We start from the raw sequence: 13,646 nt of genomic DNA on the forward strand, positions 1-13,646 counted from the left end.
TTGTTGTAACTGTTCTAACAGGCTGCTCATCTGCACATTACTGCTTTCTTGCTCTCGCTTAGCAAGGCGTGCTTTCACTCTTTCACACGTCGTCAGGAGGCGCTCATCCGAGATAGGCTTGAGCAAATAATCGGCGGCATTTTGCTCAAAAGCTTTGATGGCGTAATCATCGTACGCGGTGACAAACACAATCAAAGGTGGATTAGCGAATTGATTGAGTTTTTGCGCTAATGTCATGCCATCCAAAACTGGCATACGAATATCAAGAAACGCGATGTCAGGTTGGCTTTGCTCAATGGCTTGCAACGCTTGTTCACCATCCGCGACTTTGGCTATCACCTCTAGCTCTGGCCACACTTCAGCTAGGCTTTTATCAAGATGACGCCTCAATAGCGGTTCATCATCAGCAATAATGGCAGTAAACCCTGTATTCATTCCTTTCTTCCTTGATTACGATTCCATTGGCCAGCGCAAGCGAACACAAACTCCACCCTGAGCAGACTCACTGATAGAGACCTCTCCTTGCCCTGCGAACAAAGCTTCAACTCGCTGCTTGAGATTACTTAGACCCACGCCAGAGCCCATGTGCCCACTAACGTGATTCAAGCCAACACCTGTGTCTCTGACTTCAATCTTCAAGTTCTGCTGTTCGCGCTTAATGAGCAAGCTGACTTCACCACCTTCTCGCTTTGGCTCAATACCATGGATGATGGCGTTTTCGATTAAGGGTTGAAGCATCATCGGCGGTAGCTCGGTTCTGCCTAATCCCTCTTCCACGTCAATCTTGTAACTGAGTCGCTCACCCAAACGGGTTTGCTGAATACCTAAGTACGCCTCAAGTAACGCCGTTTCATTGTCTATGGTGGTGTGTTCTTCGCGTGAGCTTTTAAGCGTTGCACGCAGTAGCGCGGTTAACTGTTCTAGCATCAGCTTGGCTTTATCGACATCTTGCGACATGAGCGCACTGATATTTGCCAAAGTATTGAATAAGAAATGCGGTTCAATCTGGCTTTGCATCTGCTTAAGCTGGCTCAGCAACAGCGCACGATCTTGCTCTGCTTTCTCGCGTTTGATGGCTTCCAACTCTCGTTGAGCGATTGCATGTTGCTCGCGTGAGTAGAAATAGAAAAAGCACATAGCACTGAATAACAACCCCATGAGACCAACTGACAGCATACTTGAAATACCGAAGTATTCCCCAAGCCAAAGCTGGGCGTTCACCACACCAAACAATAGGCAAGCCGTCAGCGAGATAGCCACTTCCGCCAAACGAGGAATGGTAGGAAACAGGCGGTCGACAAGCCATGAGAAGAAGATAGCCGAATAGCCAAATCCAAAGCTAACCGCTACATGAATGTAAAATGGACCGCCCCAAGCAGAAAGCGTCATTGCTGCGATAAAGAGACAAAATGCCGTGGTCACTAATAAGCTACGCGGCCATCCACTTTTCACCACTGATTTTGCTGAACACATTTAGAATTTCCCTTTGATGTTAAATACAATCATATGCTTATCATTGATTTGTGCGTAAGCAGATTGGTCGTCTCCGGTTAAAAAGCGTGCGGCAACTTCCACTTCTACACTTTGATCGCCAGTATCAATCCATTGGTAGTTAAGCCACTGCGTGACAATCACACCACCATCTTGGGGCGACAACATCACATCCAACGTGGGGGTTACATCACTTAGCCAGCCCATATCCGCTTTACCGTTCCATGCAGCCCACGCTTCCACATCCCAACTCCAGTGCAGCATTACGTTATGCTGAACGATATTGGCGTGCTGAAACCCTTGGGCGTAGCTTGTCGCAAATAGAGACGTTTGGGGATTAATGGTTTCAGAGAGTAGTTCGCCACGCTCTATTGCTTGTTGCCATTCGCTTTTCGACCATGCTCGGCTGTCGTACCAATATTCGGCAATCACGTTGTGTCCGGCTTGGTTTGCCCAGTTCAATCCAACTAAAGCTTGGAATGCGCAGCCCTGCTTCTCAACCGAAACGGGTCGGTAAAGATCATCCTGCTGAAACTGATAGCCGACACTTTGCTTTTGCCACAGCATTGATCCTTGCATGGCGATGGATTCATCCCACACAGCAATGGCACTGGCGCCAAGCAAACCTCGGCGCACATCATCGTAATAACCAATAAGTTGATACTCGGTATCACCCACCAGCGCATAACGACGAATACCAACACCTTGTTGCTCTGCGGCTTGATCAAGTGCACTTTGGTCTTGTTGCCCCCAGCTTGAGTCCGTCGCAATTACGGTCCATTCGCCTGACATATCGTAGTGTGAAAGTGAAAACACACCCGCGCCCTCTTCTGCGACTAAGCCTACAGGATTTTGTCGATAAGGCTTAAACAGATCCAAAGGTCGGTAGCCATAACCCACGCCCCAATCCACGCGCAACTTACCCAAACTCACATCAAGAGTGGTATCACCGACTTGCCACTCCCCTAGCCAAGCCAGTTCACGAATCAGCAGTTGGTTATCAGCTTCACTCCACCACTCACTCTCTCCTTGTTGATTGAGGTACAAACCTTGGCTGTACAGAGCAAACAAGCCACTGAAGTTTTGATAGTTCACTTGCACATCCAACAGTGCATTAAGTGAATCACGAGAACTGCCCTGCGCCTGCATAAATGCGCTGTCACGCTGCTTGGCAGTTTCGTAACTGACAGCCCAATCCCACTCAAAACTCAGCTCATCATTGGCAAAAACTGGGGCTGCTGCGCCCACACACAACGACGCAGCAATCAACAAACTGGTGCTTTTGTTAAGGTTAGGCTGGTGCGATTTCATGTGACTTCCTTGCTCGTTTTCATGGTTCTATTTAAGGAGTTCAGGCTAAAGCTGAGTCGTATTGGCTTTCGGCAAATAGCTTGGGTTGTAGAACTTGTTGTCCAGCTGCCAAGGCACGATCTCTTGATACTCGATAACGGTCTTTTTGCTCGGCTGAATGCTATCAAGCAAGGTCATCTCACTGACGTAGTCTTCACCGTTATCGCTTGCACGTCCGTATTGCGCTTGCTTGGCGAGTTTGCCAGAGCGCAAGTAGAGATCGGCTTTGATTGGAAATGCATCTTGCTCAGACAACCATAAGTCGATCTTCTGATAACTCGCCCCTTTGGTTTTCGCGGTTAAGGCAAGGTGATAAGCCGCGACACTTTCTCCATTCACCGAAACAGTTTCTGTCGCTTTCCATTCACCTTGATAATCTTGGCTCCACGTCAGGGTTGAGATGTCGCCGATAGACGCTTCACCAAGCAGCTTCTGCATTGGCGTAATGCGAATCGGACGGCGGCTCTTTGGCATTTGCAGCCAGTAGTTGTCGCCCATCATCAGCATCTTTTGCCCTGCTTCGACTTCTGATTTGAACACCACCAGCGATTCACGATTTGGACGCGTGTAAACGTGGTAAAGGCGGGTTTTATCTAACTCTTGATCTTGATATAAGCGCACCAGTGACACCACTTTGGAGGAATCATCTTGCAAGCGGTAGCTGTCTGCTTTTTCAATCAATTGCGCGACTTGCTGTGCATCTAGCGCTGTTTCATTCGCACTGGCATTCATGCTTGCAATGCCGCTTACCATCAACAGTGAAATTGGTAATAGTGATTTGAAATTAAACATAAATCAGTGCCTCCGTAATTGGCTTGTTCACCCCTTTGCGTGCCGAGAAAAACGCCGCAACCAAACAAATCATCAATACTGCGAATCCTGCGACAGCCACCAACTCCCAAGAGAAGTAAATCGTCAATGGGTAACCTTCGGTGCGTCCTGGCGGTGGCGGCATTTGCACATCCACGACCATCAGTAAGACGGTGACTAACGCAGTAAACAAAGCGCCGATTAAGCTGCCAATCACCGCGAGTAACCCTGCTTCGCGCAAGAACCCAGCAATGATTTCGCGAGGGTAGCTACCAAGTGCTGACAAGGTGCCAATTTCACGTGTACGCTCGGTGACCGACATGGTCATAGTGTTGAACAGGGCGACAAAGACTACCAACGCCATCACTGCACCCATAATGCCGAAGATGCGGTCATACAAGTCTTTCACTTTGAGATAGAAGAACGCACGTTCTTGCCAAGGCGTAATCTCAATATCTTGATCACCAAAGTTCTGCTTTTGCTTACTCAGAACCGCAGCCACTTGTTGCTCGACTTGGCTCGTTAAACTGGTGTCGAACAGAAACACTGATAAGGCACTGACTTTGTCTGAGCCCAACAACGATTGCGCGCTGTTGATGTGCACGTACAGTTGGCGTTTATCAAGCTCAGGTACGCCGGTTGAATAGATGCCACGCACTTTGAAGTCATACGCGTTCAATGCACCGTCGGTTGTGGTCGCCAGCAAGGTGATCCAATCGCCAACGTGCACGCTTAGGTTGTTCGCCAAATCAACGCCGAGCATCACTTCTGGCTCTGCAGGGTCATAACGCGATGCATGAATGTTGGACAGCGTTTGCCCTTCGCGCACATCCAAAAACGGTCCTTTCATATCGAATTCGCGTTCGTTCACGCCAATGCCGATAAAGATCGATGATTTGTTACCATTGGAAATCAACCCACTGAACTCAACTCGTGGCTGCACGCCTCGCACTTCGTTTAAGCCAATCAATTGCTTGGTAATGTCGTCTGCATGAGTTAACCCGTTACTCAGCGGCATCTCTTCTTCTTTAGCGAAGTAACCTGGCGTGGTTAACGTCAGATGCCCCGTGTCACGCGCTGTCGATTCTTTCAAACTGTCGTAGGTATACAGACCAAAACCACCCGCACTGGTTAATGCAAACACGGCAATGGCAATGATCAGCATCGACAACAAACTGCGGCGGCGATTGCGTTGCAGGTTCAACCAAGCAAGGCGAACGGAAACAGGAATTAGCTTGCCCATGAAACCTCCTCCACACTTGCGTGCGTTTGGGTGATCTTGCCATCCACCAATTCAATGGTGCGATCACAACGGGATGCCATGCGAGGGTCGTGAGTGGCTACGATAAAAGTGGTACCAAGCTCGTGTCCAAGTCCTTTCATAATGTCGATGACCTTGTTGGCAGTTTGGCTATCAAGACTTGCGGTTGGCTCATCAGCAATCACCAGCGCCGGTTTGTGCACTAAAGCACGAGCAATTGCCACGCGTTGTTGCTGACCGCCTGATAGGTTATCGGGCATGTGATGAATAAACTCGCCCAAACCAACGTGTTCTAGCATTTGTGTGGCGAGCTCAGTTTGTTCTGCTTTTGAAAAGCCGTTGAGGTGCAGCGGATACGCCACGTTCTCTAACGCCGTCATCACGGGCACAAGGTTGAATTTTTGGAACACAAAGCCAAGCTTTTCACGGCGCATTTTCGCAGCCTGCATTTGTCCGGTTGGGTATGGGCTGCCTGCAAATGTCACCTGACCTTGGTATTGAGTATCCAGCATGCCAAGCACGTTAAGTAAGGTGCTTTTGCCTGAGCCAGACGGTCCGCACAATGCCACCATTTCGCCGGCAAACACTTCACCAGACACGTCTCGCAATGCACGTACCGTTTGGCTGCCAAGGGCGTAATCGCGACTAAGTTGATTAAAATCGATCATGACGCCTCCCTAATATTTCGCTAGCAACGCTTTCGCGGTTTGCGTTTCTAGATTGCTGTCGCCCAATTGCTCCATTTGCGCTAACCATATTTTGGCTTGTTGAACATCTTCAGCGCGCAGTGCCGCTTCAATGGCGTAGCGATAAATCCACGAAGTAGCCGCGAAAGGTTGTTGGCTAAAACTCGGTTCATCGAGCAGAGAAAGGTACAGCTCGTAGCCACGCTCAAAGTGATTGAACATATCTGGCAGAGAAGTAAAGGTAGTGGCTGCCATGGCGGTGGCTAATTGATATTCCGGCAAGCCTTGTAAGCGCTGTTGTCCTTGCAGTGGTACTGGCTGATTCGCCATTAGATCCAAACCTTTTTGGATTGTGGCAAGACCGCGCTCGGTGAACTTCATCTTGTTCCAAGGCATAAACGCCTCACGACCTTGCAACGTCTCTGCACTGCCTAAATACACCAAGGTCACTGGCGTTGCGCCTTGCTCTTCGAGTTGTTTGGATAATTCGCCGTAAACGGTATCAACTAAACCAGAGTCACCCTGCGCCGCTTGGTTGAATTGACTGAGTGTGCGCTCGCTTGGGTTAGCCAGAGCCAGATTGCTGCTGAGTGCAAATGCGGCGATAAACGTACTTGCCAGTTTAAGAGCTTTGATTGAGCGAGATTGAGAAACCATCATGTACTGTCCTTAGTTGAACGTGATTTGATGGTTTCAGATTAAGGGAGAAGGTTGCACGCTGCTTTTGCATGCGACCAATGGCAGTTATGCAGAGTGAATGGTATTGAGAGAGGATGAATGACATTCACTTAAACAGAAAATACAATTCCGCTCATTCGTAACTCTACATTTTTACGGCAGTCACAATAAAAACACTGGCTTAAAATCTGAGGCTAGTGTATTTATCCATCCCACAGCTACCCATAACAGACAGTGTCGCACTCTCCTTTCTTACACACCTTTGCATGGTGTCTGTTGTTTCCAAATCGAGATTCTTAGCATCGGAATAGTTTGAACTCCTCGAGTTTTAGTTGTTTTCGCACTCAAAATAGGTGCGTTATTAGGTCGTTGAAAATGAATAAGCGTTATTTCCCAAGAGTTGATTTGCCACTACTCATGGCGATCATTCCGATCATGCTGTTAAGTTCGCTCACTCTCTGGAGTGCCAGTAGCTTTAATGAGGCGATGCTCTTCAAACATTTGGCGCGCTGCGGACTGACATTAGTTTGCATCTTGGTCATGTCCTCGATTCCAGCGTCCAACTATCAACGCTCAGCTCCATATCTCTACATTATTGCGGTTGCGCTGCTACTTGCTGTCGCTTTATTTGGTGATAGCACCAATGGCTCTCAACGTTGGCTCGATATCGGCTTCTTCCGCTTTCAACCGTCTGAGCTAATCAAACTTTCCATTCCAATCATGATCGCCTGGATGCTGCATATTGAAGGAGGTCGACCAGACAGTCGGAAAATTGCGTTTTGCTTACTTATTACAATGATTCCTGCCGGGTTAATCGCGCTACAACCGGATTTAGACGGTGCAGTTTTTACCATCATTTATGCATTGTTCGTTTTGTTTTTGGCTGGCATGAGCTGGAAAATAATCTGCGGGTTTATTGCGAGCATTTTAACGTTAGCACCTATTTTATGGTTCTTCGTTATGGAAACCTATCAAAAGAGCCGTGTAACACAGTTCTTGCACCCTGAGTCCGATCCACTGGGTTCGGGCTACCAAATCATACAATCTTTGATTGCGATTGGCTCAGGCGGTATGAAAGGTAAAGGTTGGATGAATGCAACGCAGGGAACACTTGGGTTTATTCCAGAAAGTCATACGGACTTTATTTTTTCGACCTATGCAGAAGAATGGGGCTTTGTTGGCAGTTTAGTCTTACTCGCATTGTACTTGTTTATCACTGCACGCGTTATGTTGCTTGCATGTCAGTCTGACCACTTTTTTAGTCGGCTGGTAAGTGGCGCATTAGCGATGAGCTTTTTTCTGTATGCTTTTATCAATACGGGCATGGTGAGTGGCTTGTTGCCAGTAATGGGTAGCCCACTTCCCTTCTTTAGCTATGGCGGCACGGCGATGCTAACTCAAGGTATCTGTTTTGGTGTAATCATGTCGCTGTGTTATTCCAAATATCGTAACGCATAGCGTTGCTTGAGAAAAAGCGATCAAAAAAGGCTTCCCTAAAGAAGCCTTTTTACAACGATATGAGCGAATTAATTACAGCTCTGCGTTGTGGTAAACCTGCTGAACATCATCACAGTCATCTAGAAGATCTAGGAATTTCTGGAACTTCTCAGCATCTTCACCCGATACAGGCGTATGAGTTTGCGGAACGAATGTGATTTCTTCAACATCGATCGTTAGATCTGGGAATGCACCGTTAAGCGCAGTTTTTGTTTTGAAGAATTCTGTGTGAGGTGCGAATACAGTGATAACACCGTCTTCTAGCTCAACGTCAGTAACGTCTACGTCTTCCATCATTAGCGTTTCTAGGATGATTTCATCATCGTCGCCTTTGAACTGGAATACCGCTTGGTGATCGAACATGTGAGAAACCGAGCCCTCAACACCAATTTTCGCACCGACTTTCACAAAGCATTGGCGTACATCTTGGAAAGTACGGTTGCCGTTGTCTGTTAGACAGTCAACGATAACGCTAGTACCGCCAGGGCCGAAGCCTTCGTAACGTGCTGGAGTGTAGTCTTCACCACCGCCACCGTTCGCTTTGTCGATCGCTTTATCGATAACGTGCGCAGGAACTTGGTCTTTTTTCGCTTTTGCGATCAGGTGTTTCAAAGACAAGTTCATGTCTGGATCACCACCACCGTTTTTCGCGCACATGTAAATTTCTTTACCGTATTTGGAATAAACTTTAATTTTCGCGCCTGCAGTTTTCGCCATAGAGGCTTTGCGCACTTCAAAACTTCTTCCCATCGGGATGTCTCTCTAAATTCAAATTTAATGCGAAGGATTTTAGCAAAAAGCGAAACCTTTTCAATTTCGCTTAGCAAAGGAATAGGGAGGTTACCTCATTCGTCGCATTGGATTGAACCATTGCCACGGTTCGCGTTAAGCGACACCCATTACTCGTTTGTACTTTTCGACCGATTGCTGGAAAAACGCCTTTTCATCAGCATCGTTAATCTTGGACAACTGTTCTTCTATTGCTTCAGGACCAGATTTGGCCTCTCTGAGCTTCCAAACCAAAAACGACGCCTGCTTATCCAGTTCGATTTTGTTTTTTTCGTCAGGCGGCAATAGGGATAGATTAAACGACATTCACAGCCTCAAGGTACTTTAAATACTAGCCGGGCACTATATCACACAGAGTTACAATTACAGAATAGAAACGCACTTAACTTGATCGATTTCAAGTTAACTATTTAGGCACAGCGCTGATTTTCAGTGCTTTTGGTAAATGCTGTTCGAATATTTGTTGTAATCGAGTCTTGGTAACGGGTTTAGCCACGAACTCGTTCATCCCAACATCGAAGCAATGTTGCTGATCCTCTTTAATGACATTGGCACTTAGCGCAATAATTGGAACGTGTTTCCCCCACTCTCCCATTTTTCGAATTCGCTCCGTAGCAATAAACCCATCCATCACAGGCATTTGGCAGTCCATAAAAATCAAATCGAAAGGCTGCTGATCACACAGCTGCAATGCTTCTTCGCCATGGTTGGCGACACTCACTCGCACACCCAGTTTTTCTAACATGATGCGAACTACCTTCTGATTGACGATGGTATCTTCAACAACCAATACCCAAGGTTTATCATTATCTTGAGGGCTGATTTCGTTGTCTTCCGCTTTCGGGAAATCTAATACATTAAGTTGGCCGGTATAGGTCGATTGCGCATTTATTACAGCAACAGGAATCGAAAATTCAAAACAGCTTCCCAGCCCAAGCTCACTTGTTAGTTGTATTTCTCCTCCCATCAAGTTAACCAACTGTGCAGCTATCGCCAAACCAAGCCCTGTCCCACCATACTTTCTGGTGGTACTACCATCAGCTTGTTGGAAGCGTTCGAAGATTGCTTGTTGGTGCTCTTTCGCAATACCAATACCAGAATCCACAACTCGAAACCGGATATGAGCGGTCTCTCCATCAAGTCGAGATAACGCTACAAGAAGCTTCACATGGCCGCGCTCGGTAAATTTAATCGCGTTGCTCAACAAATTGTTCAGAACTTGTTTCAATCGTGTGGCATCACCTTGCACTTCCATTGGCAAGTGAGGATCAATATCGCTGAGCAGCTCTAAGTTTTTCTGCTTGGCTTTGACACTATGTAAACTGATGACATCGTCAAGTAGCTCGCGAAGATCATAGCTCGTGTATTCCAGCTCTACTTTGCCAGCTTCAACTTTAGAGAAGTCCAAAATGTCGTCGATGATCGTCATTAGTGAGTGAGAAGAACTGTCAATGATCTCTACAAACTCTTTTTGCTGGGGATCGAGGTCGGTGTCATTGAGCAACGACGACACACCAATAATGCCATTCATCGGTGTGCGGATCTCATGGCTCATAGTGGCAAGAAACTCACTTTTTTTACGATTAGCGACTTCTGCCCTATCGCGTTCAGCCTCTAACTCAGTCTGGTGCTCTTTCACTTTCTCAACACTTCGGTTGTATTTCTCTGCCAAAACACTCACTTCATCAAAGCACCATCGTTTAGGGAGAGTCACTTTACTCGGCACTGTACCGCCACGAAAATCGCTCACCGCACCAGACAGCAATTGTAACGGATTGACCAACAAGCGAAACGCCACCCAAAGAACACCAATGATGAGGACAAGAATTTTGATCGCTTCTGTCGTAAGTAGAAAAAAGAACTGCTGCCAAAGATCTTCATATATCGCGCTAAGATCCGATTGAACCGTTAATATCGCGAGATCATACGCTTTATCGCCGACCCGATACTGCATCGGCCAGCTTCTCTCGACAACATCCTCAGAAAGCGCCGAACCTAATTCAATGATAACTTCGTCTTCACTAGCAATACGTAAGTAGTCCACCGAGGGCATACGCATTGCACCTTGAGCTTGTGTCAGCAACAGCTCCCTATCCTCTACCCACAAACTCGCAGAAAAGCTCGATAAATAGCTAGACTCAACCTGCTTTAATTCAACATCTAAATGGGCTAAATCTTCGTGAAAAACTCGATATAAGCTCACTGTAGAAATGATGACCGTAAAGATTAAACTCAACGTTAATACCGCCAACATAAGTTGGTTGCCGATACTAAAACGACGTTGAGATCGCTCTTTTTCATCCATATGAAACCGCTCCGATAAACTTGCGCTACTCTAAATATAGCTACGCACAAATAATAATCGAGGATACGATGAAAAGACTTCTACTTAGATTGGCTTTTAGCTTAATTGTTGTAAGTTCTCATGTGACCGCAAATCAAGTGAACTATTACGTCATTGCTGAACAAGCTCGACCATTTCAAATTGAACAACAGGGACAAATGCACTCCGGAATTGTGACCGATATCGTCAGCGCTATCTTCGCGGAGTCGGATTACCAAGTGAATTATCATACTTATCCATTTAAACGTATGATTTCCATATTGGAAGAAGGCGCTGAGCCAAACTGGTTAACTTATGGCAGCCCGAACTGGGGCAAGGTGCAGTCGGAAAATTTATCTGAGGAGCCCATTTACACTGTAAAACATGTATTGGTGTCTAGTAGCGAGAAGCCTTTAGAATTCAAAAATATGGATACCATGCATGGTCGTTCTATTGTATTACTGCTGGGGTTTGATTATCCAAATTTAACACCGTTCTTTGAAAATGGCAGTGTCAATGAAATGCGCGTGAAAGACTACAACGCCGCATACCGAGTGATAAGCCGAACCCCTGGAGATACAGCTTTTGTCGAGATGGAATCCCGAGTCCTTTACAACTTAAAGCGACTCAATTTGCCGTTAGAGAATTTTCAGATACAGCCTTTCAGCTCGGTTATTCCTGACTACTCAATCTACCTGGCTTTTTCACCTCAAATGCAACCAGAAACTCAAAATTACATCAATACACGACTCGTTGAATTAAAAGCCTCAGGGGAAATTGATGAAATCATTCAAAAGTATCAATGAATCAACTCATTAACAAAAGCGCCAACGATGATACGTTGGCGTTTTTGTTTCTGAGAAATCTGTAGAACTTACTTAGTGTGGTTAACAAACTTAGGATCAAACATGTGCCCCAATTTACTCGCCTTGGTTTGCAGGTAATGTTGATTACTTGGGTTATTCCCTTCTTGTAATGGCACTCGTTCAATGACGTTAATATCAACCGCTTTTAAGGCGGCGAGCTTGCGTGGGTTATTCGTCATTAGACGCACAGCGTCAATCCCCAAATGCTCTAGCATTCCTTTACAGAACGCGTAATCACGCATATCAGCGGCAAAACCTAAACGCTCATTTGCTTCCACGGTATCTGCGCCATCATCTTGTAAGTGATAGGCACGAATTTTATTAATCAAGCCGATTCCACGCCCTTCTTGACGTAAATAAAGCAGCACGCCACATCCCTCTTTGACGATGTTTTGTAGCGCTCTATTAAGCTGAAAACCACAGTCACAACGCGTGCTAAATAGAGCATCTCCGGTAAGACACTCCGAATGCAACCGAATAAGTGGAGCTGCACTTTTTGTTGGCTCACCATAGACCAGAGCAAGATGCTCTTTATTTGTCGCGGCTTCAATAAAGCCGTACATCATAAATGTGCCCCACTGGGTGGGCAATTTGGCTTTATCGATAAACTTCACGAGATTGTAAGGCTCAACATGTCTCAGCTCTGCCCGCACATTCATCAGAATCTCTCCTAGATGATTTTCTCCTTTACCATCTCCCCCGTCTCCCCAAAAGGCATCTTTATGAGAATGCTCTGTTAGGCAAGCGTTACCCGTTCTCATTAATTGCTGCGCTAATGGTGGATTTTGTAGAAACTTTTCCCTAACGATGAAAGCCATAACAGCCAACTTTATATCGTCCCAATCGCTTCTGACAAAGTGTTCGTATTTACGGCTTAAAGCAAACGCTTCATCAGGGGTGCTTGCGTGCTGAATTTTACTTTGCAACTGAGCATCGAGAAACTTTTGGGCTTGGTAATAATGTTCGCTGGTGGGCCAAGTTTGGGAGGAGATATTGACTGGGGCATGGCAAAAATTTGAGAGAAAACCGTGGGGTTCATCGGGCTCATAAAAAAGGATTTGATCAACCATACTTGCGCTCCTTGCTTTGTGGTTGCGATAATCAACAAAAAGCATATCGCTACTGATATATCTAGTAACACAAGGTCAGATTGTCAAACTTCTTCGGGACGGGACGTGAGTGTGAAACTCGTGCTTTTGAGGCGCAAGACAGATAAATGGAGGGTTTGAATAAGAGAGTAATAGAGTGAAAAAATAAAAAGGGCAGTCCGTCGACTACCCTATGGGTTGCTAAACCAACCTGAGGAGATCAGTGTATCAAGCCAAGCTCCCTTGCTTCTTCAATGGTCAACCCACTTTCACGGATCTCACGTAACGCTTCAATGCGTCTTCTGGCTTCTGCTGATTTCACTGTTTTCTCTGGCTTCACAACGGTTTCCTCATCAGGTAATTCCCATTTGTGAGCGATGTTGGTCATCTCGTCATGGTCGATAGAATTAATGGACATATTTCCTCCGAACACACCATGTTTTCGATGCGTAATCTATAGCAAAACCGGAACAAGGTGGTAAGAAAAACTGTAGGGAAATGTGACCCCTCCCGCCCTTTCGTTAACTCCTTAATAGATTCATCATTTAAGTTTTGCCAAGGGACAAATTTACGATTAAATTTGAGTAATTCCCCCTACGAAAAGTGTGCTGATCTAGCTCTCAATTCTGCTCTTCTTTAGTTTTATCAACGACGCATTACACCACTTCCTGTTTCACCTAACTTTCGAGTCACTTCACTGATTCATGGTTTGATACTTTCTAAAAACCGTCACACCTGATAATGATAATAATTATCTTTTAGATTGGTAAGGTGTTTATATGGATGGTATTAACGTAAGTCATGCAT

The 13,646-nt window shown here is 46.0% G+C and carries 14 protein-coding genes; 2 read left to right on the forward strand and 12 right to left on the reverse strand.

The genetic code is table 11. The features are described from left to right. From CAG68_RS16765 to CAG68_RS16795, 7 genes are all read right to left on the reverse strand, one after another. Positions 1-435, reverse strand: a 435-nt coding sequence (locus CAG68_RS16765; RefSeq protein WP_161441393.1) for a response regulator, incomplete at its 3' end; no start/stop codon positions are given. 15 nt (positions 436-450) lie between these two features. After that, on the reverse strand, positions 451-1,473 hold the full coding sequence (locus CAG68_RS16770) for a sensor histidine kinase (protein ID WP_054578572.1): 1,023 nt from the start codon (positions 1,471-1,473) through the stop codon (positions 451-453). Further along, positions 1,474-2,802 (reverse strand): hypothetical protein, encoded by a 1,329-nt coding sequence (locus tag CAG68_RS16775; RefSeq protein ID WP_054578573.1) that lies wholly within the window; start codon positions 2,800-2,802, stop codon positions 1,474-1,476. A 45-nt stretch (positions 2,803-2,847) separates the two neighbouring features. After that, positions 2,848-3,633, reverse strand: coding sequence for an outer membrane lipoprotein-sorting protein (locus CAG68_RS16780; RefSeq protein ID WP_161441394.1), 786 nt, complete (start codon positions 3,631-3,633; stop codon positions 2,848-2,850). Continuing rightward, positions 3,626-4,894, reverse strand: coding sequence for an ABC transporter permease (locus tag CAG68_RS16785; RefSeq protein WP_064354438.1), 1,269 nt, complete (start codon positions 4,892-4,894; stop codon positions 3,626-3,628). Before CAG68_RS16785 ends, CAG68_RS16780 begins: the two co-directional genes overlap by 8 nt. Continuing rightward, on the reverse strand, positions 4,882-5,580 hold the full coding sequence (locus CAG68_RS16790; protein ID WP_017633807.1) for an ABC transporter ATP-binding protein: 699 nt from the start codon (positions 5,578-5,580) through the stop codon (positions 4,882-4,884). The genes CAG68_RS16785 and CAG68_RS16790 overlap by 13 nt, the downstream gene beginning before the upstream one ends. A 9-nt stretch (positions 5,581-5,589) precedes the next feature. Continuing rightward, positions 5,590-6,258 carry a hypothetical protein gene (locus CAG68_RS16795; protein ID WP_161441395.1) on the reverse strand — a complete coding sequence of 223 codons (669 nt, stop codon included), beginning with the start codon at positions 6,256-6,258 and terminating at the stop codon, positions 5,590-5,592. Between the two features lie 393 nt (positions 6,259-6,651). Here CAG68_RS16795 and rodA point away from each other — a divergent pair, with 393 nt between their 5' ends. Beyond that, complete coding sequence (gene rodA, locus CAG68_RS16800; RefSeq protein WP_086047592.1) at positions 6,652-7,734, forward strand: rod shape-determining protein RodA; 1,083 nt, start codon at positions 6,652-6,654, stop codon at positions 7,732-7,734. A 72-nt stretch (positions 7,735-7,806) separates the two neighbouring features. Here the strand turns inward: rodA and CAG68_RS16805 are convergent, their stop codons facing one another. The 3 genes from CAG68_RS16805 to CAG68_RS16815 all read right to left on the reverse strand — a co-directional run bounded on the left by CAG68_RS16805 (position 7,807) and on the right by CAG68_RS16815 (position 10,867). Continuing rightward, complete coding sequence (locus CAG68_RS16805) at positions 7,807-8,523, reverse strand: YebC/PmpR family DNA-binding transcriptional regulator (protein ID WP_005374482.1); 717 nt, start codon at positions 8,521-8,523, stop codon at positions 7,807-7,809. 135 nt (positions 8,524-8,658) lie between these two features. Further along, positions 8,659-8,868, reverse strand: coding sequence for a DUF3283 family protein (locus CAG68_RS16810; RefSeq protein ID WP_005374484.1), 210 nt, complete (start codon positions 8,866-8,868; stop codon positions 8,659-8,661). A 100-nt stretch (positions 8,869-8,968) separates the two neighbouring features. Further along, entirely contained in the window at positions 8,969-10,867 is a 1,899-nt protein-coding gene (locus CAG68_RS16815) for an ATP-binding protein (protein ID WP_086047593.1), read from the reverse strand. 68 nt (positions 10,868-10,935) lie between these two features. Between CAG68_RS16815 and CAG68_RS16820 the strand changes: the two genes are divergently transcribed. Beyond that, positions 10,936-11,691: a substrate-binding periplasmic protein gene (locus tag CAG68_RS16820; RefSeq protein ID WP_005374490.1), complete on the forward strand. Its 756-nt coding sequence runs from the start codon at positions 10,936-10,938 to the stop codon at positions 11,689-11,691. 68 nt (positions 11,692-11,759) lie between these two features. Here the strand turns inward: CAG68_RS16820 and ribA are convergent, their stop codons facing one another. Next, positions 11,760-12,821: a GTP cyclohydrolase II gene (ribA, locus tag CAG68_RS16825; RefSeq protein WP_017635221.1), complete on the reverse strand. Its 1,062-nt coding sequence runs from the start codon at positions 12,819-12,821 to the stop codon at positions 11,760-11,762. 238 nt (positions 12,822-13,059) lie between these two features. Next, positions 13,060-13,257 (reverse strand): PA3496 family putative envelope integrity protein, encoded by a 198-nt coding sequence (locus CAG68_RS16830; RefSeq protein WP_005374493.1) that lies wholly within the window; start codon positions 13,255-13,257, stop codon positions 13,060-13,062. Positions 13,258-13,646: the final 389 nt, after the last annotated feature.

It is taken from the genome of Vibrio sp. V42_P2S4T144 (genome assembly GCF_009904715.1).
GTDB classification, from domain to species: Bacteria; Pseudomonadota; Gammaproteobacteria; order Enterobacterales; family Vibrionaceae; genus Vibrio; species Vibrio alginolyticus.

Bases quoted from the DNA above. Each gene is read 5' to 3' on its own strand.
- CAG68_RS16805 (WP_005374482.1), bottom strand. From the start codon at position 8,523: ATGGGAAGAAGTTTTGAAGTGCGCAAAGCCTCTATGGCGAAAACTGCA.
- CAG68_RS16780 (WP_161441394.1), bottom strand. From the start codon at position 3,633: ATGTTTAATTTCAAATCACTATTACCAATTTCACTGTTGATGGTAAGC.
- CAG68_RS16785 (WP_064354438.1), bottom strand. From the start codon at position 4,894: ATGGGCAAGCTAATTCCTGTTTCCGTTCGCCTTGCTTGGTTGAACCTG.
- CAG68_RS16775 (WP_054578573.1), bottom strand. From the start codon at position 2,802: ATGAAATCGCACCAGCCTAACCTTAACAAAAGCACCAGTTTGTTGATT.
- rodA (WP_086047592.1), top strand. From the start codon at position 6,652: ATGAATAAGCGTTATTTCCCAAGAGTTGATTTGCCACTACTCATGGCG.
- CAG68_RS16810 (WP_005374484.1), bottom strand. From the start codon at position 8,868: ATGTCGTTTAATCTATCCCTATTGCCGCCTGACGAAAAAAACAAAATC.
- CAG68_RS16770 (WP_054578572.1), bottom strand. From the start codon at position 1,473: ATGTGTTCAGCAAAATCAGTGGTGAAAAGTGGATGGCCGCGTAGCTTA.
- CAG68_RS16790 (WP_017633807.1), bottom strand. From the start codon at position 5,580: ATGATCGATTTTAATCAACTTAGTCGCGATTACGCCCTTGGCAGCCAA.
- ribA (WP_017635221.1), bottom strand. From the start codon at position 12,821: ATGGTTGATCAAATCCTTTTTTATGAGCCCGATGAACCCCACGGTTTT.
- CAG68_RS16815 (WP_086047593.1), bottom strand. From the start codon at position 10,867: ATGGATGAAAAAGAGCGATCTCAACGTCGTTTTAGTATCGGCAACCAA.
- CAG68_RS16830 (WP_005374493.1), bottom strand. From the start codon at position 13,257: ATGTCCATTAATTCTATCGACCATGACGAGATGACCAACATCGCTCAC.
- CAG68_RS16820 (WP_005374490.1), top strand. From the start codon at position 10,936: ATGAAAAGACTTCTACTTAGATTGGCTTTTAGCTTAATTGTTGTAAGT.
- CAG68_RS16795 (WP_161441395.1), bottom strand. From the start codon at position 6,258: ATGATGGTTTCTCAATCTCGCTCAATCAAAGCTCTTAAACTGGCAAGT.